The 20,385-nt window shown below is 65.0% G+C and carries 17 protein-coding genes and 1 pseudogene; 8 read left to right on the forward strand and 10 right to left on the reverse strand.

The window, feature by feature from the left end:
- Nucleotides 1–19: 19 nt before the first annotated feature.
- Nucleotides 20–1,075 (forward strand): serine hydrolase domain-containing protein, encoded by a 1,056-nt coding sequence (locus tag QM685_RS27545; RefSeq protein WP_415121384.1) that lies wholly within the window; start codon nucleotides 20–22, stop codon nucleotides 1,073–1,075.
- A gap of 104 nt (nucleotides 1,076–1,179) precedes the next feature.
- On the opposite strand, the gene QM685_RS27550 is transcribed toward QM685_RS27545, so the two are convergent.
- The 3 genes from QM685_RS27550 to QM685_RS27560 all read right to left on the reverse strand — a co-directional run bounded on the left by QM685_RS27550 (nucleotide 1,180) and on the right by QM685_RS27560 (nucleotide 4,127).
- Nucleotides 1,180–2,913, reverse strand: coding sequence for an IlvD/Edd family dehydratase (locus QM685_RS27550; protein WP_415121386.1), 1,734 nt, complete (start codon nucleotides 2,911–2,913; stop codon nucleotides 1,180–1,182).
- Nucleotides 2,914–3,143: 230 nt separating this feature from the next.
- Nucleotides 3,144–3,557 (reverse strand): DUF1801 domain-containing protein, encoded by a 414-nt coding sequence (locus QM685_RS27555; RefSeq protein WP_415121388.1) that lies wholly within the window; start codon nucleotides 3,555–3,557, stop codon nucleotides 3,144–3,146.
- Between the two features lie 165 nt (nucleotides 3,558–3,722).
- Nucleotides 3,723–4,127: a VOC family protein gene (locus tag QM685_RS27560; RefSeq protein ID WP_415121390.1), complete on the reverse strand. Its 405-nt coding sequence runs from the start codon at nucleotides 4,125–4,127 to the stop codon at nucleotides 3,723–3,725.
- A 412-nt stretch (nucleotides 4,128–4,539) separates the two neighbouring features.
- Here QM685_RS27560 and QM685_RS27565 point away from each other — a divergent pair, with 412 nt between their 5' ends.
- The 3 genes and pseudogenes from QM685_RS27565 to QM685_RS27575 all read left to right on the forward strand — a co-directional run bounded on the left by QM685_RS27565 (nucleotide 4,540) and on the right by QM685_RS27575 (nucleotide 7,814).
- A complete protein-coding gene (locus QM685_RS27565) occupies nucleotides 4,540–5,076 on the forward strand; it encodes a methylated-DNA--[protein]-cysteine S-methyltransferase (RefSeq protein ID WP_415121392.1) in 537 nt (178 codons plus the stop codon).
- Between the two features lie 130 nt (nucleotides 5,077–5,206).
- A pseudogene (locus tag QM685_RS27570) lies at nucleotides 5,207–5,314 on the forward strand (VOC family protein); the annotation flags it as partial.
- Between the two features lie 280 nt (nucleotides 5,315–5,594).
- Nucleotides 5,595–7,814, forward strand: coding sequence for a phosphocholine-specific phospholipase C (locus tag QM685_RS27575; protein ID WP_415121394.1), 2,220 nt, complete (start codon nucleotides 5,595–5,597; stop codon nucleotides 7,812–7,814).
- A 67-nt stretch (nucleotides 7,815–7,881) separates the two neighbouring features.
- On the opposite strand, the gene QM685_RS27580 is transcribed toward QM685_RS27575, so the two are convergent.
- Nucleotides 7,882–8,343, reverse strand: a complete 462-nt coding sequence (locus tag QM685_RS27580; RefSeq protein ID WP_415121396.1) for a hypothetical protein — start codon at nucleotides 8,341–8,343, stop codon at nucleotides 7,882–7,884.
- A gap of 147 nt (nucleotides 8,344–8,490) precedes the next feature.
- Between QM685_RS27580 and QM685_RS27585 the strand changes: the two genes are divergently transcribed.
- Nucleotides 8,491–9,075, forward strand: coding sequence for a hypothetical protein (locus QM685_RS27585; RefSeq protein WP_415121398.1), 585 nt, complete (start codon nucleotides 8,491–8,493; stop codon nucleotides 9,073–9,075).
- Nucleotides 9,076–9,078: 3 nt separating this feature from the next.
- Here QM685_RS27585 and QM685_RS27590 read toward each other — a convergent pair whose 3' ends face one another.
- The 3 genes from QM685_RS27590 to gltS all read right to left on the reverse strand — a co-directional run bounded on the left by QM685_RS27590 (nucleotide 9,079) and on the right by gltS (nucleotide 12,953).
- Nucleotides 9,079–9,939 carry a class I SAM-dependent methyltransferase gene (locus QM685_RS27590; RefSeq protein ID WP_415121400.1) on the reverse strand — a complete coding sequence of 287 codons (861 nt, stop codon included), beginning with the start codon at nucleotides 9,937–9,939 and terminating at the stop codon, nucleotides 9,079–9,081.
- A 65-nt stretch (nucleotides 9,940–10,004) separates the two neighbouring features.
- Nucleotides 10,005–11,708, reverse strand: coding sequence for a dihydroxy-acid dehydratase (locus tag QM685_RS27595; RefSeq protein ID WP_415121402.1), 1,704 nt, complete (start codon nucleotides 11,706–11,708; stop codon nucleotides 10,005–10,007).
- A 42-nt stretch (nucleotides 11,709–11,750) separates the two neighbouring features.
- Entirely contained in the window at nucleotides 11,751–12,953 is a 1,203-nt protein-coding gene (gene gltS, locus QM685_RS27600; protein ID WP_415121404.1) for a sodium/glutamate symporter, read from the reverse strand.
- 205 nt (nucleotides 12,954–13,158) lie between these two features.
- On the opposite strand from gltS, the gene QM685_RS27605 reads away from it, so the two are divergent.
- Nucleotides 13,159–13,548 (forward strand): DUF6232 family protein, encoded by a 390-nt coding sequence (locus QM685_RS27605; RefSeq protein ID WP_415121406.1) that lies wholly within the window; start codon nucleotides 13,159–13,161, stop codon nucleotides 13,546–13,548.
- Between the two features lie 161 nt (nucleotides 13,549–13,709).
- Nucleotides 13,710–14,045, forward strand: coding sequence for a hypothetical protein (locus QM685_RS27610; RefSeq protein ID WP_415121408.1), 336 nt, complete (start codon nucleotides 13,710–13,712; stop codon nucleotides 14,043–14,045).
- A 114-nt stretch (nucleotides 14,046–14,159) separates the two neighbouring features.
- On the opposite strand, the gene QM685_RS27615 is transcribed toward QM685_RS27610, so the two are convergent.
- Nucleotides 14,160–16,613, reverse strand: a complete 2,454-nt coding sequence (locus QM685_RS27615) for a glycogen/starch/alpha-glucan phosphorylase (protein WP_415121410.1) — start codon at nucleotides 16,611–16,613, stop codon at nucleotides 14,160–14,162.
- A gap of 766 nt (nucleotides 16,614–17,379) precedes the next feature.
- On the opposite strand from QM685_RS27615, the gene QM685_RS27620 reads away from it, so the two are divergent.
- Entirely contained in the window at nucleotides 17,380–18,750 is a 1,371-nt protein-coding gene (locus tag QM685_RS27620) for an MFS transporter (RefSeq protein WP_415121426.1), read from the forward strand.
- Between the two features lie 5 nt (nucleotides 18,751–18,755).
- Here the strand turns inward: QM685_RS27620 and ltaE are convergent, their stop codons facing one another.
- Together ltaE and QM685_RS27630 are read right to left on the reverse strand one after the other, a co-directional pair.
- Nucleotides 18,756–19,763 carry a low-specificity L-threonine aldolase gene (ltaE, locus tag QM685_RS27625; RefSeq protein ID WP_415121412.1) on the reverse strand — a complete coding sequence of 336 codons (1,008 nt, stop codon included), beginning with the start codon at nucleotides 19,761–19,763 and terminating at the stop codon, nucleotides 18,756–18,758.
- Between the two features lie 199 nt (nucleotides 19,764–19,962).
- A partial coding sequence (locus tag QM685_RS27630; RefSeq protein ID WP_415121414.1) for a murein hydrolase activator EnvC family protein occupies nucleotides 19,963–20,385 on the reverse strand: 423 nt, incomplete at its 5' end.

The raw sequence follows: 20,385 nt of genomic DNA on the forward strand, positions 1-20,385 counted from the left end.
AACCGACAGGACCTCATTCATGCAAGACCGTTTGCAGCAAGCCGTGCAGTTCTCCGTGGATCATGAATCGCCGTGGGATCGCCATGTGGATGGCGCGTGGGGCGTGCACGTCAACGACCCGCCGCCGTGGAACCGGCTGCTCGGCCCGGTGCACGATCGCGGCCCCGTGTCCGGCGCGATCGCGCTCGACGGCCGCGTGCTGACCACCTGGGGCGAGCCCGACCGGGCCGATCTGACCTTCAGCGTCGCGAAGATGTATCTCGCGCTGCTCGCCGGCGTCGCGCACGATCGCGGCCTGCTGCCCGACGTCGACGAACCGGTGCGCGCGCGCGTGCCCAACCTCGGTTTCGACGACGAGCACAATGCGCCGATCACATGGGCGCATCTGCTGCAGCAAACGAGCGAATGGCGCGGCACGTACTTCGGTCTGTCGGATCAGGCGGACCATTACCGCGCGGTCAACTTCGCGGCGCCGCCCGCTGGCAGGAAGGGCGACCTGCGTCCGGCGCAACGCCCGGGCACGTACTGGGAATACAACGACGTGCGCATCAACCAGCTCTCGCTCGCGCTGCTGCATCTGTTTCGCCAGCCGCTGCCCGAGGTGTTTCGCGAGGCGATCATGCGCCCTTGCGGCGCGAGCGAAAACTGGCAATGGGTCGGCTACGACAACGCGTGGGTCGAGATCGACGGACGACGCATGCAGTCGGTTCCCGGCGGCACGCACTGGGGCGGCGGCATGTCGGTCAGCGCGAACGATCAACTGAAGGTCGCGCAGATGCTGCTCGACGACGGCGTCGCGCATGGCCGGCGCGTGCTGTCGTCGGAGTGGATCGCGCGGATGCGCACGCCGTGCGACATCGCGCCGTTCTATGGCTACCTCGTGTGGCTCAATACGGATCGCAAGGTGTTTCCGAACGTGCCGGAGTCGAGTTATTTCGGCGTCGGCGCGGGCAGTTCGTTTACGTGGATCGAACCCGAGCGGCGCATGGCGCTGGTCGTGCGCTGGCTGAATCCGGCCGCCGCGAATGAGTTTTTCGGGCTCGTGCTCGACGCGGTGGATGCGATGGCCCGATAGCATTGCGGGCGATGCCGGAGAGCATCGCCCGCACGTTCGGATCGCCAGAGGTGCGCAACGTCAATGCGTGACGAGACGTGATGAGGCGTGATGAGGTCACGGCCTCAATGCGAATGCCGTGGCACCGCGGCGCCGCGGCAACCGACGAGAAAATCCAGATCGCAGCCATCATCGGCCTGCAGCACATGATCGATGTAGAGGCGCCGGTAGCCGCCGCCTTCCGGCGGTGGCGGCGGCACATGTTGCGCGAGACGGCGCTCGAGCTCCGCGTCGCTGATATCGAGGTGCAGCGTGCCCGCGTCGCAATCGAGCTCGATCCAGTCGCCGTCCCGCACGGCGGCGAGCGGACCGCCCGCCGCCGCTTCCGGCGTCACGTGCAGCACCACCGTGCCGTAGGCGGTGCCGCTCATGCGCGCGTCCGAAATGCGCACCATGTCCTTCACGCCCTCACGCAGCAGCTTCGGCGGCAGTCCCATGTTGCCGACTTCGGCCATGCCCGGATAACCCTTCGGGCCGCAGTTCTTCATCACGAGTACGGAGTTCGCGTCGACGTCGAGCGTTTCGTCGACGATGCGCGACTTGTAGTGCTCGAAGTTCTCGAACACCACCGCGCGCCCGCGATGCTTCAGCAATTCCGGGGTCGCCGCCGATGGCTTCAACACCGCGCCGCGCGGCGCGAGATTGCCGCGCAGCACGCGGATGCCGCCATCGGCGACGAGCGGTTTGTCGAGCGGACGGATCACTTCGTCGTCGGTGTTCGGCGCATCCTTCACGTTGTCCCACAGCGATCTGCCGTTGACGGTCAGCGCGTCCGGATGCGGCAGCAGGTTCGCTTCGCCGAGCCTGCGCAGCACCGCGGGCAAACCGCCCGCGTAATAAAACTCTTCCATCAGGAAGCGGCCCGACGGCATCAGGTCGACGATGGTCGGCGTATCGCGGCCGATACGCACCCAGTCGTCGAGTTCGAGATCGATGCCGATGCGCCCCGCGATCGCCTTCAGATGAATCACCGCATTGGTCGAGCCGCCGATCGCCGCGTTCACGCGAATCGCGTTCATGAACGCGTCGTGCGTGAGGATCTTCGACAGCTTGAGATCTTCATGCGCCATCTCGACGATGCGAATTCCCGACATATGCGCGAGCACGTAACGGCGCGAGTCGACCGCCGGAATCGCCGCGTTGTGCGGCAACGACGTGCCGAGCGCTTCGGCCATGCAGGCCATCGTCGACGCGGTGCCCATCGTGTTGCAGGTGCCCGCCGAACGCGACATGCCCGCCTCGGCCGACAGGAACTGATGCAGGTCGATCTCGCCGGCCTTCAGCGATTCGTGCAGTTGCCACACCGCGGTGCCCGAGCCGATGTCCCTGCCATCGAGCTTGCCGTTCAGCATCGGCCCGCCGGTGACGACGATCGCCGGCACGTCGCAACTCGCCGCGCCCATCAGCAGCGCCGGGGTGGTCTTGTCGCAACCGGTGAGCAGCACGACCGCGTCGATCGGATTACCGCGGATCGCCTCCTCGACATCCATCGCGGCGAGATTGCGCGTGAGCATCGCGGTCGGACGCAGATTCGATTCGCCGTTCGAGAACACCGGAAACTCGACCGGGAAACCGCCCGCTTCGTAGACGCCGCGTTTCACGTGCTCGGCGAGCTTGCGAAAGTGGGCATTACACGGCGTCAGTTCCGACCACGTGTTGCAGATGCCGATCACCGGGCGGCCATCGAATTCGTGATCGGGAATGCCCTGGTTCTTCATCCAGCTTCGATACATGAAGCCGTTCTTGTCAGCCGTGCCGAACCATTCGGCTGAGCGCAGTTTCCGCTTTTTTTCCGACATGCTATGTCCTTGATGCATGTGCCGGGACATCAACACCGGCCAGTGTGACCGAACCGCGCGGCGCGACCGGCGATACGACGGAACGCTGTCGCTCAGGCTCGGGCGATGGTGAAGTGTACGGAGCGGGTTGATATCTTTCCAATCATATTTTTGGTGATATCGATATCAGTTCTGGTATTGATCGGCAGGCCGCTCCAGCGCTGGATCGCAGGCTCGATACCGGGCTGCCGTCAGGTTTTCTTACTCCCAGCTTTCGATGGCGCGGGCCGCGCGTTCTTCTTCAAATGGGCCCGGTTGTATTCGATCGCGGCGCGCACCAGCGCCTTGAGCGCGCGCGCGTCGATTTTGTCGCCCTCGAAGAAATCGATCGCGCGCCGCGCGTTGCCTTCGAGGCCCGCGTTGAACAATGTGTCGGGATCGGGCAGGCCCGCTCCATGCGCGAAGGTCAGCTTCACCTTGCCCTTGTGCGCATTGGCGACCGCGATCATGCCGTCGCGCGACCAGACCGGGCTGCCCATCCACTTCCATTCCTCGACGATCTCCGGATCCGCCGCGAGGATGCATTCACGGATACGCGCAAAGGTCGCACGACGCCAGTCGGAGAGTCCCGCGATCATCTGGTCGATACGTTCGGATGCATTCATCGAAGTTCGTGCCTCGCAAACGGTGGGACGGCCGGGATGCCGTAACAGTCGAACATTGTAAGCCCGATATCCGGCTGAATCTTCCCGGCGGCGGTGCTGTCGCGCTCATGAGCGCGCCCGTTGGTGCGATGCGCGTATCGTCGCGCATCGCACCGCGCACTATTCTCAAAGGTCGAACGTACCGCGATATCTGTCGTCGGCATCCGAGCGCGTATTGATCTCGACGAGCACGCCGCCCGGCACTTCACAGAAGAATCGCGAGCCGCGCTCATGCTTGAACACAGCGGTTTTCATCGCGACGCCCGCGGCGCTCATCCGCTCATGGAGCGAGCGCACGTCGTCGAGCGACGGCAATTCGAAACCGATATGAAAATTGTGCGGCCAATCGACCGGATGACCGGCCGCGTCATCGATCACGATGTCGAAGCCGGGGCGCTTCAGAAGCCAGCTCGCGCCGCGCGCCGAGATCGTGCAGCCCAGATGTGTTTCGAAGAATGTCGCGGTGGCGCTGACATCGGATGAGGGGAAGCTCACGTGATTGAACTTCATTGTCCTGGTGATATCGGTCATATCGATCTCCGTAGATGCGGAACACGGGTCGCGTTCCTTAGGGAGAATCTTATGAGCGAATGCTCATATTTGATACTCGCGTCGGCGGGTGCATGACGATCGTCGCGAAGGCTTGTGGCGCGGGCGTTTGCGGGCGCGTGTAAAGATCGCGTGAATGGTTTGCTCGCGTTTGCTCGTGCATTGCTCGTGCATTGCTCGTGCATTTACGGCTGCTTTTGTACGCGCCGCGAAGTCGACACTCCCGGGCATCAGTGCATTCGGTCGCAATAGAGTGGATCGAATTTGACAGCAAAAAACAGAGTGAAACGAACGGCTCAGCGATCTATCGTATCCAGCAGACCCCGACGAGGAAGGCGTGTTGCCTTCTTCCGCCCCCCCGGCTGCAAAGCCGACCCGAGGACCGATACCGCTCATGCAACTGCTCCTTAGCCATCTTGATTCTCCGCTCGGCGACATGCTGCTTGTCACCGATGCGCAGCACGTCATCCATGCGCTCGACTTCGCCGATCATCGCGCACATCTGCGGCGCGGTCTGCGCGAGCACTACGGCGAGCCGCAATTGATCGACGCCGAAGCACCGGCTGAAATTGCCGAGGCGATGAACCACTACTTCGCCGGCGAATTCACCGCGCTCGACGGCCTGCGGACCGCCACGGCCGGCTCCACGTTGCAGCGCGAGGTCTGGACCGCGCTGCGCCGCATTCCGGCCGGCACCACGACGACCTACGGCAAGCTCGCGAAACAGCTCGGCTTTGACGATCCGCGCGCGGCGATCGACATCGGCGCGGCGAATGCCGCCAATCCGATCGCGATCGTCGTGCCCTGCCATCGCGTGATCGCGAGCGACGGCACGCTCAAAGGCTATGCGTGGGGATTGAAACGCAAGCGCTGGCTGCTCGAACACGAGAAGGCGATACCATCGCGCGCCGGCGAAGATCCGGTTAAATAGCATCCGCGATTTACCGCGCAAGTTCAGAATTGCCGCGCGATTAACGCAATGCGCCGGCATCGAAAATGTAAAAGATCTCGTGAATCGATGCGTTTCTCCGATAATCGTCACCAGCAACCTGGAGACGACGATGAACGCGATTCATGAAGTCTATCCGTACCTGAGCGTGCGCAACGCAGCCCAGGCAATCGGGTTCTACGCGCGGGCATTCGACGGTGTCGAACCGTTCCGGCTGTCCTGACCGTGCATGTTGCAACGCCGCGCGGTACTTTTCCCGCACAGGCCTTTACACAATCGGCCCGTCACTTTCGCTCCATCGCGTCATCGATGCGTGTGACGACAACGCCGGTTTTTATGCGCATTCGTCTATACGTCAAGCGGACGACACAATACCGGACTACATTGTTCGCGCACTTCGCCAGTCGCGATTCGTTGGGCTCGACGCGGGTCCATCAGACGCGGCCATGTCAGAAAGCACCACAAAAAGGGCAACTGCCGCCCAGACAAGGACCCCGAAGATGACCACCCATACTTCCACCCGTCGTCGCTTTCTCATCCAGTCGGTCAAGGCAGCCGGTGCCGCCGCTTCTCTCTCCGTGCTGCCGCCGTCGATCCAGCGCGCGCTGGCGATTCCCGCGCATTTCCGCACCGGCACGATCGAGGACGTCGAACACATCGTCGTGTTCACCCAGGAGAACCGCTCGTTCGATCATTACTTCGGCGCAATGGCCGGCGTGCGCGGTTTTGCCGACCGCTTCCCGATTCCGGTGCCGGATACCACGACACTCGATAAAAAGACCGTCTGGTATCAGCGCAATGACGGCGCCACGCCGCCGGTGCAGACTTTCCAGCACAACGATACGGCCGCCGACTTCAGCCTGATCCGCACCAAGGACACGCCGCACCTGTATCCCGATGCGCAGCAGGCGTGGGACGGCGGACGCATGACGAGCTGGCCGGTCGCAAAAGGCAGCGCATCGATGGTCTACTACACGGGCGCGGACCTTCCGTTCCAGTACGCGCTCGCCAACGCGTTCACGCTGTGCGACCACAATCACTCGGCGTTCACCGGCGGCACGAACCCGAACCGCTGCTACATCTACACCGGCACGAACCACGGGCGCGACAACCCGAACCAGCCCGGTGTGTTCAACGGCCCGGCGCTGAACAACGACTACAACAACATCGCCAATTACACGACCGGCGAACCGGCAGGCGGCTACACGTGGACCACCTACGCCGAGCGTCTGCAGGCGGCCGGCATCACGTGGCAGGTCTACAAGCCGGCGGCGCAGGACTACTCGCTCAATCCGCTGCTCGGCTTCAAGACGTTCCGCGACGCGAACACCGCGAGCGCTTCCACGCGCACGCCGCTGCAACAGCAACTCTATACACGCGGCATCCAGACGCGCGAACTGAGCGATCTGAAGAACGACGTGCTGAACGGTACGTTGCCGCAGGTATCGTGGATCTGCGCGACGTCCTCGGGCTCCGAGCATCCGAGCGCATCGAGCCCGCTGCAAGGCGCCGAATACATCTCCGAAGTACTCGATGCACTGACGGCCAATCCGGACACGTGGAGCAAGACCGTCCTGATCCTCCACTTCGACGAGAACGATGGCTTCTTCGATCACGTGCCGCCGCCGGCGCCGCCGTCCTACGCGACCTACAACGCCAATCCGGCACTCGCGCAACTGGCCGGCAAATCGACGATCGACGCATCGGACGACTATCTCGGCGAGAACACCGCCAACGTCGCCGGCACCGACGTGTGGGTCCATCACCCGTACGGGATGGGTCCGCGCGTGCCGATGTATATCGTTTCGCCGTGGAGCAAGGGCGGCTGGGTGAATTCACAGGTGTTCGATCACACGTCGACGATCCGCTTCATCGAGAAGCGCTTCGGCGTGCGTGAGCCGAACATCAGCCCGTGGCGCCGCGCGGTCGCGGGCGATCTGACTTCGTGCTTCGACTTCCGCACGCCGGACAATCGTCCGTTCTATCCGTCGCTGCCGGATACGACGGCCGGCGACGCGAAAAGCCGCGCGCTCGCGGGCACGACCTCGCCGGTCCCGCCGGCGACGCCCGTGCTGCCGCCCCAGCCGGGCGGCGTGCGTTTCTCGCGCGCGCTGCCGTACGAGCTGCACGTCACGTCGACGGTCGCGCTGGGCAGCCCGACCGTCGAGCTGGCATTCGCGAACACGGGCACCCAGGCCGCGGTGTTCCATGTGTATGACCGCCTGCATCTCGACCGGCTGCCGCAGCGTTACACGGTGGAGGCAGGCCGCCGTCTGACCGATGAATGGAACGTGGTCGCCGACAATGGCCGCTACGACCTGTGGGTGCTCGGGCCAGCGGGCTTCCACCGGCATTTCACCGGCGTGCGCGCGGCGGCGGGTGCGAATCCGGAAGCGGAAGTCATTTACGACCGTCACAGCGGCGCGCTGCGGGTGAAGGTGCGCAACACGGGCTTCGCGCCGGTCGAAGTGAGCCTCGCGGCAAACGCGTACGCGCGGGAGCCGAAGCGCGTCGCGCGCATCGAGCCGCGTGGCGATACGTTCTTCGAATTGCCGCTGCATGCGTCGGGCTTCTGGTACGACTTCACGCTGACGGCGAAGGGGCTGACCGGCTTCACCCGCCGCTTTGCCGGCCGCGTCGAAACAGGCCGCGACGGTATCTCGGATCCGGCGATGGGCGGTACGGCCATCGGCGATCAACTGGTAATTTCGTTTAGTTGATCGCGGGCGGTCTCAACGCGGAAGAAACGATTACCCGCGGCGGCCGGCTAAAAAGCGGAAGCCGCGCTCACTGTTGCGACGCGTGCGACCTCAGAAACGGCACATACCCGTTTTGCGTCCTCAGGATCTTCTCCGCGCATTCGTCGTAGTCCGAGCCTTTCGCGCTGTCCGGACCATACATGCCACGGCACTGCGCGAACAGCGTAAGCGTCGCGCCGCCCGTGCTCTTTTCGGCGCGGGTGGCCGAGAAAGCGGTCTTGCCCGAATCGTCGGGAACGTCGGTATCGATCGCGACCGCGTCCGCGTGCGTGATGCGCGTGTCGGAATGCTGCTCGATATAGCGCTTCGTCAGCGCCCAGGCGGCATCGCAATTCGCCGGTGTGCAATCGATCACCGCGTCGCGTTGCGCGGCGGCAAGATTGGGTTCGCTATGAAGGATTTCCTGCTGGGCCCGTTGCGCCTGCTTTTCCGGGGACGAGCAGGCGGCGAGCGCAAACGCAACGAGTGCAAAGGCAGCGATCTTTTTCACGAGTAAACTTCCCTGGGCATGTTCGAGCGCGATTATAGCCGTGCGGCACAGGCGCTCACAGATGCGCGCGCGATGCACGAGGTGTCGGATAAACTGAAGCAGGCGCTTCCTGCCCTTCAGCGAGATCTAACGATTCCCCTTTCCATCATGCCCTTCCAGACCGCCGAAGCCACCATGTGGCGACTCGTGCAGCGCCATACCGGCCGGGTCGGCTACCGCAGAGGCGTGAAAGCCGAAGGACTGGCGGCAACCCCCGCGGTGATCGACTGCTCCGGATGGGTCGCGCTGCTTCTGACCGAGGCCATGCAAGCGGAAAACGACGTGGCGAGCCGCCCCGTATTTCGCTCCGACGACATGCGCGCGTTGCACACCTGGTCGGATCGCATGATCGACGTGATAGAAACGCGCACCGCATTCATTCTCGCCGGACAGAACATCATCGAGCACGACTTGCCGCGCTGCGCGACCCTGGGACTGAAAATGGGCGAACCGGCGTGGGCGAATAATCATCCGCGTCCGCGCGGCATCACGCATATCGTTCAGATCGTCCGCCGCCCGGACGATGACGCGCCATTCGTTTCGGAGTCTTTCGGCGGCTCGGCGCCGCCTGGAATCAGCCTCGCTCCGCTCGCCGGTTGGCTCGCGCGTATGCAGCCGCATCTGCGGGCCGGCGAGATATGGGCGGTCGATCCTTTCCGCCTGGCCGACCGGTCGACGATGCAGCCGAAGTAACGGCTACGTATTCGCCACCAGCAATTCCTCGGCATTGCCCGGCGGCCGCAGTCCATCCGTGCGGCCCGCGAAATAGCGCTGCGTCAGATCTTCCGCCGATACATGCCGCGCGTCGGAAAAGCCGGCTTCACGCGCCATCGTCGTCATCTGCCGCGGCGTGAAGAAGCTGATGAACGGCGTGCCGCCGGCGCGCGCGCCCTTCTCCGCCATTTCGAGTGCCGGACGCACATCGGGGTCCGCCATCTCCAGCGGCAACAGGAACGTCATCGCGAACGTCGAGCCGCGCGCGAGCGCGGCCACTTCGCGCAGCGTGGCCGCGTTCGCCTCCTTCGTCAGATACATGCTGACGCCGGTCGACACGACGATGGCCGGTTTGCTTTCGTCGAAACCCTCGGCCACGAGACGCCGCCGCCAGCTATCGCCCGCTTCGAAATCGACGGGCACGAAACGCAGCCAGTCCGGCACCCCGAAGCCGAGCTCGAGCAGACGCTGACGCTTCCAGGCCTGCGGCCCCGGCGGATCGACTTCGAACACCGTCAGTTGCGACGCGATTCCGGACCTGCGTTGCGCAAAGCTGTCGAGACCGGCACCGAGAATCACATACTGATCCACGCCGCGCCCGGCCTGCTCGATGACCAGATCCTCGATAAAGCGTGCCCGCGCCACGATCGACGCGCGAAACGGCCGCGTGAAACGCGGGTCCATGTCGCCACGGCTGCGCCAGTCCTCAGCCGGCGCCAGCAGTTGCAGGCCGACTTCATCTTCGAGCACGTGCGGCGGCGCATCGGCCTGCACGTGCAGCGCGCGCCACAACGCGACGCGCGCGGCGGTGCTATCGGGTGCTGCCTGTCGTTGATCGGTCATGGCTCTGTCAATCCTCTTCACTCGTTGCCGCCTGCGAGCGGACCCGCAAGCGCAAGTTCATCACATTACTTCAGAAACCCGAAATCGCAACCCTCGTCGGCCTGCAGAATTTCCCTGTCGTACAGCTTCGCATAGCCGCGCTTCGCCGTCGATGGCGTTCGCGGCGGCAACGCGGCCCGGCGTTCGGCGAGCTCCTCGTCGGACACCAGCAGTTCGAGCGCGCGATTCGCGACGCTCAGGCGAATCCGATCGCCGTTGCGCACGAGACCGAGCGGGCCGCCGGACGCAGCATCCGGCGTGATGTGCAGCACGATCGTGCCGTACGCGGTGCCGCTCATTCGCGCATCGGACATGCGCACCATGTCCTTCACGCCGGCGCGCGCGAGCTTCGCCGGAATCGGCAGATAGCCGGCTTCGGGCATCGCCGATTCGCTCGTCGGGCCGGCGTTTTGCAGCACGAGGAAATCGTCGGCGGTGACGTCGAGGTCGTCGCTGTCGATGCGGTTCGCGAGATCTTCGAGCGATTCGAACACGACCGCGCGCCCTTCCTTCTCGAACAGTTTCGGATCGGCCGCCGAGCGCTTCAGGATCGCGCCGCGCGGCGCGAGATTGCCGAACAGCGCAACGAGACCGCCCGTCTCGCGCACCGGCTCCGCATACGGCCTGACCACCGCGTGATCGACCCAGCTCACGTCGCGCAGCCGGTCACCGAGCGTTTCGCCGGTCACGGTGCGGCAGTCGAGATACAGCAGATGTTTGATCTCGCGCAGAATCGCCGGCACGCCGCCCGCCGCGTACAGATCTTCCATGTAGTGAGCACCGGTCGGCTTCAGATTGACGAGCACCGGCGTCGTATCGCTCAACTCGTTCAGCCGCTGCAGATCGACCTTCACGCCCACGCGCCCCGCGATCGCGGTCAGATGGATCACCGCGTTCGTCGACCCGCCGATTGCGAGCAGCACGCGCAGCGCGTTCTCGACCGCTTCGGCGGTCATGATCTCGGCCGGCAGGATCGGCTTCGCGATCAGCTCGAACGCGATGCGCCCGGTTTCTTCCGCGATGCGCAGGCGGTCCGCGTCGACGGCCGGACAGGCGGCGCTATTCGCGGGCATCATGCCAAGGGTTTCGGCGATGATCGCCATCGTGCTCGCCGTGCCCATCACCGCGCAGGTTCCCGCGGTCGACGCGAGTCTGCGCTCGACGGTGCCGATTTCCCGCGCGTCGATTTCGCTCGCGCGGAATCTGGCCCAGAAGCGGCGGCAGTCGGTGCATGCGCCGAGGCGCTCGCCGCGATGCCGGCTCGTCGACATCGGGCCCGCGACCAGTTGCACCGCGGGAAGATTCGCGGAGGCCGCGCCCATCAGTTGCGCGGGCACCGTTTTATCGCAGCCGCCGAGCAGCACGACCGAATCCATCGGCTGCGCACGCGTCATTTCCTCGACGTCCATCGACATCAAATTGCGGAACTTCAAGCTCGTCGGCGTGAGGAACGTTTCGCCGAGCGAGATCGTCGGGAACTCGATCGGCAGACCGCCGGCCGCCAGCACGCCGCGCTTGACCGCGTCGATCATCTCCGGAAAGTGCCGATGACAGTTGTTGAACCCGCTCGCCGAATGCGCGATGCCGACGATCGGCCGGTCCAGCATCTCGCGGCTATAGCCCATCGAACTCGCGAACGTGCGGCGCAGATACACGCTGAATTCGCGGTCGCCATAGTTGGTCAGGCCTTTGGCGAAGCCGACCGGCTTTTTACCGGATTGATCGTTCATATGCTTACCTCGTGTTGACGTGCCGGCGCGCGTTAATGCAACTCAGTGCAAAAACGGCAGCGCGAGAAACAGCTTGATGACGACCGCGTTGACGATGTCCATAAAAAACGCGCCCGTCATCGGCACGATCAGGAACGCGATATGGGAATGACCGAAGCGGTTGGTGATCGCCTGCATGTTCGCGATCGCGGTCGGCGTCGCGCCGAGACCGAGTCCGCACTGTGCCGCGCACAGCACGACGGCGTCATAGTTGCGGCCCATCAGCGGGAACGTCACGAACACCGCGTACAGCGCCATCAGCACCGTCTGCGCCGCGAGGATCGAGACGATCGGCACCGCGAGCGCGGCAAGCTCCCACAGATCGAGCCGCATCAGCGCCATCGCGAGAAAGAGCGCGAGACTGACGTTGCCGACGAGCGCGACCGCATGCTGGTCGAGCTGCACGCGCGCGAGTGCGAGCACGTTGTTCAGGATCACGCCGATAAACAGCACGCAGACGAACGTCGGCAATTCGAACACGGAGCCGGCGAGCCGGTCGGCCACCACTTCGCCGCCGGCGAGGCAGATGGAAATCAGCGTGAGCGTCGTGATGAGCGCCGCCGGCGTGGTGGCCTGCTGCGCCTTGGGCTCCTCGAAAACCAGCGTTTCTTCTTCGCGCTGCCCGATGCGCCGCAGTTCCTCGGCGCTGATCCTGCGCATCAGCAGCCGTGCGATCGGACCGCCGAGCACGCCGCCCATTACGAGCCCGAACGTCGCGCAGCCGATCGCGATCTCGGTCGCCGACGCGATCCCATGATGCTCGGTAAAGACCTGGCTCCACGCGGCGCCCGTGCCGTGGCCGCCCGACATCGTGATCGAGCCGCCGAGAATGCCGAGCAGCGGATCGACGCCGAGCGCGAACGCAAGCAGAATGCCGATCACGTTCTGCAGGATCAGCAACCCGCTGACCAGCGCGAGAAACCGGACCAATACCGGGCCGCCCGCCTTCAGGCTCGACAGATGCGCATTCAGGCCGATCGTCGAGAAGAACGCGAGCATCAGCGGCGCCTGCATCGTCGCATCGAACCTGACTTCGACGTGCGTCGTAACGCGCGTGAGCAGCACGCAGATCGCGACGACCAGTCCGCCGGCAACCGGCGCCGGAATCGAATACGTGCGCAGCACACCGATCCATTGCACGAGCTTTTCACCGAGCAGCAGCACGAGCGACGTCGCGACCAGCGTTGCGTATACGCCGATAGTCATGAATGGCCTCCGAGCGGGAGTTCGACAATGCTGCCTTGCCCCGGTGCGACGCCGCGGCGCGCCCGCAACCATGCGCCATCTTAGCCAATCCAACCCCCAAAAGTATGAATTTCCTTGACCTCACGCGGTCCGCGCATCACGTCGCGTCACTGGCGGGGGTTGAAGTCTGCTACGCTGCGTCCTTCGCTATCCTTGCATTGAACCGATGGACAACCCTTTCAACGATCGCGGCGTGTCGGTGACGCGCAATGCCCTGTCGTCCGCGGGCCAGGTCTTTCCGCTGCGCGATATCGTCGGCGTACAGGTCGTCACCGTACAGAAGAACAAGCTCGTGCCGATTGCGATCTCGGTGGCCGGGCTGATCGGCGCGATTGTCGGCGGCGTGCTGCACTCGGCGGCGGGGCTCGTGTGCGGGATCATGCTGGTCGTGGTCGGCTGGCTGACCTGGGCGACGCAGGACATTACGCATCGGCTGATGGTACAAACGGCCGATGGCGAGCGCGAAGCGCTGATGAGCACCGATCGGGAGTTCGTCGAACGTGTCAGCGCGGCTGTGCAGCAGGCGAAGATGGCGGCCCCGACGCCGAAGCAATGAGCTTGTCGCCGGCCGTGCGCCGTTGCCGCTTCATTCGCTTCGTTCGTCTTAACGCAAATTTGATTCCGCGCACCGCGGCTTTTGCTCGCCGTTGACGCACGCGCGGCTACAGTAGGCAGGTCTCGACAACGCGCGCCGCCGCACCCGGCCGGCGCAACCCCATGCTTACGCCCGCTGCCCCATCCGAAACCTTCATTGCGCGTATCACGCCGATTCGCGGCACGACGCACACGCCCGTTCCGCTGGTCGTGATCGACGTCGCGGTACCCGGCACGTCGTCGGCCGACGCACGGCGCGCATTGCATGCCGCGCTCGGCGACGATCTGCGGCTCTACATCATGACCGTCGACCGGCAGCGCGAATGCGTGACCTTCCGCGTCGAAGTGACTTCGCACACGCTCGACGACGTGATCGGCCTGCTCACCGCCGCACTCGATCGCGCGACGCTCGGCCACGCGCGGGCAGCACGCCGCGGCGTCCGCGCAATCGCGCAATAACATGACGCCGCGTCGATCCGGCCATCGACAATAAAAAAGCCGTGCGCGACTGAACTGCCCGGCGTCCGCACGGCCTTCCCGTTCGATGGTCAAACCAGCCCGCTACACGATCGCTCACTCGATATCGAGCGGACTGACATGCCAGATATTGCGCGCGTATTCGCCGATCGTGCGATCCGACGAGAACTGCCCCATGCCCGCGATGTTCTCGATCGCGCTTTCGGTCCACGCGCGCCTGTCGACGAAGCGCGCATCCACTTCGTCCTGCGCCTTCGCGAATGCGGCAAAGTCGGCGAGCACCATATAGTGATCGCCCCAGTCCACGAGCGTGTGGAAGATATCGGAAAAGCGCAGCGGATCGTCCGGCGAAAAGAACCCCGAGCGAATCTGATCGAGCGCCATGCGCAGCTCCGCGTTCTCCTCGTAGATCTGCCGGGGCCGATAGCCGCTCGCGCGCAGGCTGTCCACTTCGTCGGCGGTATGGCCGAAGATGAAGATGTTCTCGCGCCCCACCGCGTCGCAGATCTCGATGTTCGCGCCATCCATCGTGCCGATCGTCAACGCGCCGTTGAGCGCGAGCTTCATGTTGCCGGTGCCCGACGCCTCGGTGCCGGCCATCGAAATCTGCTCCGACAGATCGGCCGCCGGAATGATCAGCTCGGCCACACTCACGCCGTAGTTCGGCACGAACACGACCTTCAGGCGATCGCCGATCAGCGGATCGTGATTGACCTTCTGGCTCACGTCGCCGATCAGCTTGATGATCGTCTTCGCCGTCCGGTACGCGGACGCGGCCTTGCCCGCGAACAGCACGACGCGCGGCACCCAGTCGCGCTCGGGGTTCGCGAGAATCCGGTTGTAACGCACGATCACGTGCAGCACGTTCAGCAGTTGCCGCTTGTATTCGTGAATGCGCTTGACCTGCAGATCGAACAGCGCGTCCGGATTGAAATGCAGCTTCGTGTGATGCGCGAGCCGTTGCACGAGACGCTGCTTGTTTTGCCGCTTCGCGTCGCGGAACGCGTCGATGAACTCATCGTCCTTGCGCAGATTGCGCAGTTGCTCCAGTTCGAACAGATTGCTGCGCCAGTGCTTGCCGATGCGCGAGTCGATCAGCGACGACATCGACGGACTCGCCTGCGCCAGCCAGCGGCGCGGCGTGATGCCGTTGGTCACGTTGGTGAAGCGATCCGGATAGACGCTCGCGAAGTCGGCGAAGATATCGCGCGTCATCAGTTGCGAATGCAGCTTCGACACGCCGTTCACCTTGTGGCTCGCGACGATCGCCAGATACGCCATGCGCACGCGCCGCTGCCCGTATTCGTCGACCAGCGAAATGCGGCGGATCATCTCGCCGTCATGCCCCGACTGCTCGCTCACGTGCTTGAGAAACTGCGCGTTGATCTCGAAGATGATCTCGAGATGCCGTGGCAGCAGGCGCGCGAGCATTTCCACATCCCACGTTTCGAGCGCTTCGGGCATCAGCGTGTGATTGGTATACGAGAAGATCTGCGTCACGTGTTTCCACGCCTTGTCCCACGGCAGATGATGCACGTCGACGAGCAGCCGCATCAGCTCGGGAATCGCAAGAACCGGGTGCGTGTCGTTCAGATGCACGGCGACCTTCTCTGAGAAGCGCCCGAACGTGCTGTGCGTGCGTTGATAGCGGCGAATCAGATCCTGCATCGTCGCCGAGACGAAGAAGTACTCCTGGCGCAGCCGCAGTTCGCGGCCGGCCGGCGTCGAGTCGTCCGGATACAACAGCCGCGACACGTTCTCCGACATGTTCTTCGTGTCGACCGCGTTGCGGTAGTCGCCGCGGTTGAACGCGCCGAGATCGAGCTCATCGGTCGCGCGCGCCGACCACAGCCGCAGCGTATTGGTCGCATCGGTCGCATAGCCGGGGATCACGGTATCGTAGGCGGTCGCGTTCACGTGCTCGGTGTCGATCCATTCGACCGAGTCGCCGCGCTGCACCGTGCGTCCGCCGAAGTGCACCATGTACTTGATTTCGGGCCGCGGAAATTCCCACGGATTGCCCGCGCGCAGCCAGTAGTCCGGCGCCTCGACCTGCTCGCCGTCGACGATCTCCTGGCGGAACATTCCATATTCGTAACGGATGCCGTAACCGAAGCCCGGAATGCCGAGCGTCGCCATCGAGTCGAGAAAGCACGCGGCGAGGCGGCCGAGACCGCCGTTGCCGAGCGCGGCATCGGGCTCGATCTCGATCAGCGAATCCATGTCGACGCCGAGACTCGCGAGCGCCTCCTTCATCTGATCGTGAATGCCGAGCGCGAGCAGCGCGTTCGTAAACGTCCTGCCGATCAGAAACTCCATCGACAGGTAGTAGACCCGCTTCACATCCTGCTCGTATTGCAGGCGCGTGGTCTTCATCCAGCGCGCGACGAGACGGTCGCGCACGGCAAGCGCGGCCGCGTGCAGCCAGTCATGCGGATGCGCGGTAACGGCGTCCTTGCCGACGCCGTACATCATGCGATTCGAAATTGAGCGCCGTAGCGCGTCGACGGTACTGTTGAGCTGGTCGAATTCCAGATCGACGGTTGTCATCGAAGCCTCCGGGATAGAACGACATGACAGACGCGAACCGCACAGTTGACGGCCGGGAGGCGCGTGCCTGTCAGGCGGATTAAAAAAACAGAGTAGGACATTTTACGACGCGCGCACACTGCAAAGGCGAGCGGATTTTCACGCACATGCCATGCCCGGCTCCGGCGGCTGACGCCATCGACCGATGCCGCGACGCGCGCCCGTATACGGTGCAAAACTGCATGGACGCGGCACTCATGGCGTGCATCGGCGATGCGTTCAACGGAAGCCTTCGCCGACCCACGTCGATTATTTTTTCGGCGCATGACGGATGCATGACGAGCGCGGGAATCGGCGGGTTGGCGCGATTGCGTGGTCGAATCGGACGGCTTTTTCTGCTGAACGGTTATGGGCGATGCGCAATGGGTTTATCTCTGCCGTCCGTCAGTTCGATGACGCTTTGCGGGGCTGACGGTTAGTTGCCTCTCTCGATCGGGAAAATCGAAGGCCCGAACGACCACCCGCAACGCCGCCCACGTCCCTGCACGATTGGCCGCTCTCTGCAACAATCGCGGAGTTGCGCCGCGCAAGCCGCCTTGCAGATGGCTTTCGCCGGGAGGACCGCACGGCGCGCGCATCACGCCCAACGCAACCCGCCGCTCGTGCGCGCCCGCGTCTTTTCTTTCTGACCGGCCGGCGCGCCGGCCTGCATAACCCGACGAGCCACGCCTTGTCCGATAAGCCCTGCCCTTCCGCCAGCGCGTCCTCCGTGGCGGCCGACGACTCGATGTCCGCCGCCGACCGTCGCGCGATGGCCGCGATCATGCTCGCGGTTGCGCTCGCCACGCTCGATACCGCCATCGCCAACACCGCGCTGCCCGCGATCGCCGCCGATCTGCACGCGGCGCCCGCGGCCTCGGTATGGATCATCAATGCCTACCAGCTCGCGATGGTCGCGACGCTGCTGCCGCTCGCCGCGCTCGGCGACATCGTCGGGCATCGGCGCATTTACATCGGCGGCATCGCGCTGTTCACGCTGAGTTCGCTCGGCTGCGCGATGGCGCCGACGCTGCCGCTGCTCGCCGCCGCGCGTATCGTGCAAGGCCTCGGCGCAAGCGCGATCATGAGCGTGAACACCGCGCTGATCCGCTATCTGTATCCGCCGCATCGGCTCGGACGCGGGCTCGGCACCAACGCGCTGATCGTCGGCGTGTCGTTCGCGGTCGGACCGACGGTGGCCTCGCTGATCCTGTCGGTCGCGACGTGGCCGTGGCTGTTCGCGGTCAACGTGCCGCTCGGCGTGCTCGCGCTGATGTTCGCGTGGCCCGCGCTGCCGCATACCGCGCAAGGCAGGCATCAGCTCGATCCGCTGGCGGCGCTGCTCAACGTCGTGACGTTCGCCGCGCTGATCTTCGCGCTCGGCGAGGCGGCCCAGCGCGCGTCGATGCAGATCGTGCTGAGTGCCGCGGCGATCGCGCTCGTGTTCGGGCTGCTGCTGATTCGCCGCGAGGCCGGTCATCCCGCGCCGATGCTGCCCGTCGATCTGTTCAGGCGGCCGGTGTTTGCACTGTCGGCGGTGACGGCCGTGTGCTCGTTCGCCGCGCAAGGCCTCGCGTTCGTGTCGCTGCCGTTCTATTTCGAGGACGTGCTGCTGCGCAGCCAGGTCGAAACCGGCTTCCTGATGACGCCGTGGCCCGTCGTGGTCGCGCTCGCCGCGCCGCTCGCGGGCGGTCTGTCCGACCGCTATCCGCCGGGTCTGCTCGGCGCGATCGGGCTCGCGGTGCTGTCGGCGGGGATGGCGTCGCTCGCGCTATTGCCCGCGTATCCGCACGTGCTCGACATCGGCATCCGCATGGCGATTTGCGGCGCGGGCTTCGGCTTCTTCCAGTCGCCGAATCTGAAGGCGCTGATGGCGAGCGCGCCGCCGGAGCGCAGCGGCGGCGCGAGCGGCATCGTCGCGACCGCGCGGCTGCTCGGACAGGCGACCGGCGCGGCGCTCGTGGCGTTGTGCTTCGGGATTGCCGGACGGCAGCATGGGCCGACGCTCGCGCTCGGCACCGGCGCGTTCTTCGCGGGCGCGGCGAGTCTTGCGAGCGGCTTGCGGCTGCTCGCGCCATCGCATCGCGCGGGTATGCGGGCAAAAGCGGCGGTGAAGTAAAGAAATCACCGCGCCGCGAAATACCCCTTCACCGCCGCGATGAACGTATCGATATCGCCGCGCGACACATCCTTATGCGTGACGAAGCGCGACGCATACAGCATCTGCGTGAGGATGCCGCGCTCCTTGAGCCACGCTTCGAGCGGCGCGCAATGCTGCTGCGGAAACTGCGCGAACACCATATTGGTCGCGACCGACTGCACCTTCACCTGCTCGATCGTCTCCAGACCCGCCGCCAGATGCGCGGCGTTCGCGTGATCGTCGGCGAGACGTTCGACGTTGTGATCGAGCGCGTACAAACAGGCCGCCGCCAACACGCCCGCCTGACGCATGCCGCCGCCGAGCACCTTGCGCCAGCGATGCGCGCTGTCGATCAGCGCGCGGCTGCCGACCAGCACCGAGCCGACCGGCGCGCCCAGTCCCTTCGAAAAGCAGATCGACACCGAATCGAACGGCGCGGCGAGCGTCGCGACCGGCTGGCCCGACGCGACCGCCGCGTTGAACACGCGCGCGCCGTCGAGGTGGGCCGCGAGACCGTGCTCGCGCGCGAGCTGCGTCGCCTCGGCGACATAGCCCGCCGGCAGCACCTTGCCGCCGATCGTGTTTTCCAGCGCGAGCAGGCGTGTGCGCGCGAAGTGATCGTCGATCGGCTTGATCGCGGCGGCGATCTTCTCGAGCGGGATCGAGCCGTCGGCGGCATTTTCGAGCGGCTGCGGCTGGATGCTGCCGAGCACCGCCGCGCCGCCGCCCTCGTATTTATAGGTGTGCGCGAGCTGGCCGACGATGTACTCGTCGCCGCGCGCGCAATGCGCCATCAATGCGGCGAGGTTGCTTTGTGTGCCGCTCGGGAAGAACAGCCCCGCTTCCTTGCCGGCGCGCTCGGCCAGCGTGGCCTGCAGACGCAGTACGGTGGGGTCGTCGCCCCAGACGTCGTCGCCGACTTCGGCCGCCGACATCGCCGCGAGCATCGGCGGAGTCGGACGGGTGACGGTATCGCTGCGCAAATCGATCATTGTGGGTCCTTGTGCATCCATGAATGACAGCCAACGGCAGCCGGCCGCGCATGCTTTGCGCGACGAACTTGCAAACGCGCACAAGCGCGCCGGCAAGCGGGCGACAGGCAATCGGACCACACAGTGTATTCAATTAAAGCGGCGCTGAAAATCGGCGCGTCCCCGCAGGCGCGCCGATCCGGCCGCGAACGACGGACGCTCAGCCGCCCGGCTTCGGCAGCCACTGCAGCGGATCGACCGGCTGCCCGTTCTGACGCACCTCGAACTGGATCGACGCGACGCCGCGGCTATCGACGCCGACCTCGCCGATGGTCTGCCCTTGCGCGACCGCGTCGCCTTCCTTGACGAGCAACTGGCTGTTCTGCCCGTACGCGGTGATCAGCGAGTCGTTGTGCTTGATGATGATGAGCGGGCCATACGCTTCGATGCCGGTGCCCGCGTAGACCACGCGGCCGGTCGCCGCGGCCTTGACCGGATCGCCGGGTTGCCCGCCGATCACGATGCCGTTCGACTTGCCCGGCGCGAACGTCTTCAGGATCGGGCCGCGCAACGGCCATTGCAGCACGCCCTGCTGCGGCACCGCCGCGGTCGGCGCGCCCGGCACGGCGCCGGGCGCCGCGAC

The organism is Paraburkholderia sp., from assembly GCF_047605525.1.
GTDB lineage: Bacteria > Pseudomonadota > Gammaproteobacteria > Burkholderiales > Burkholderiaceae > Paraburkholderia.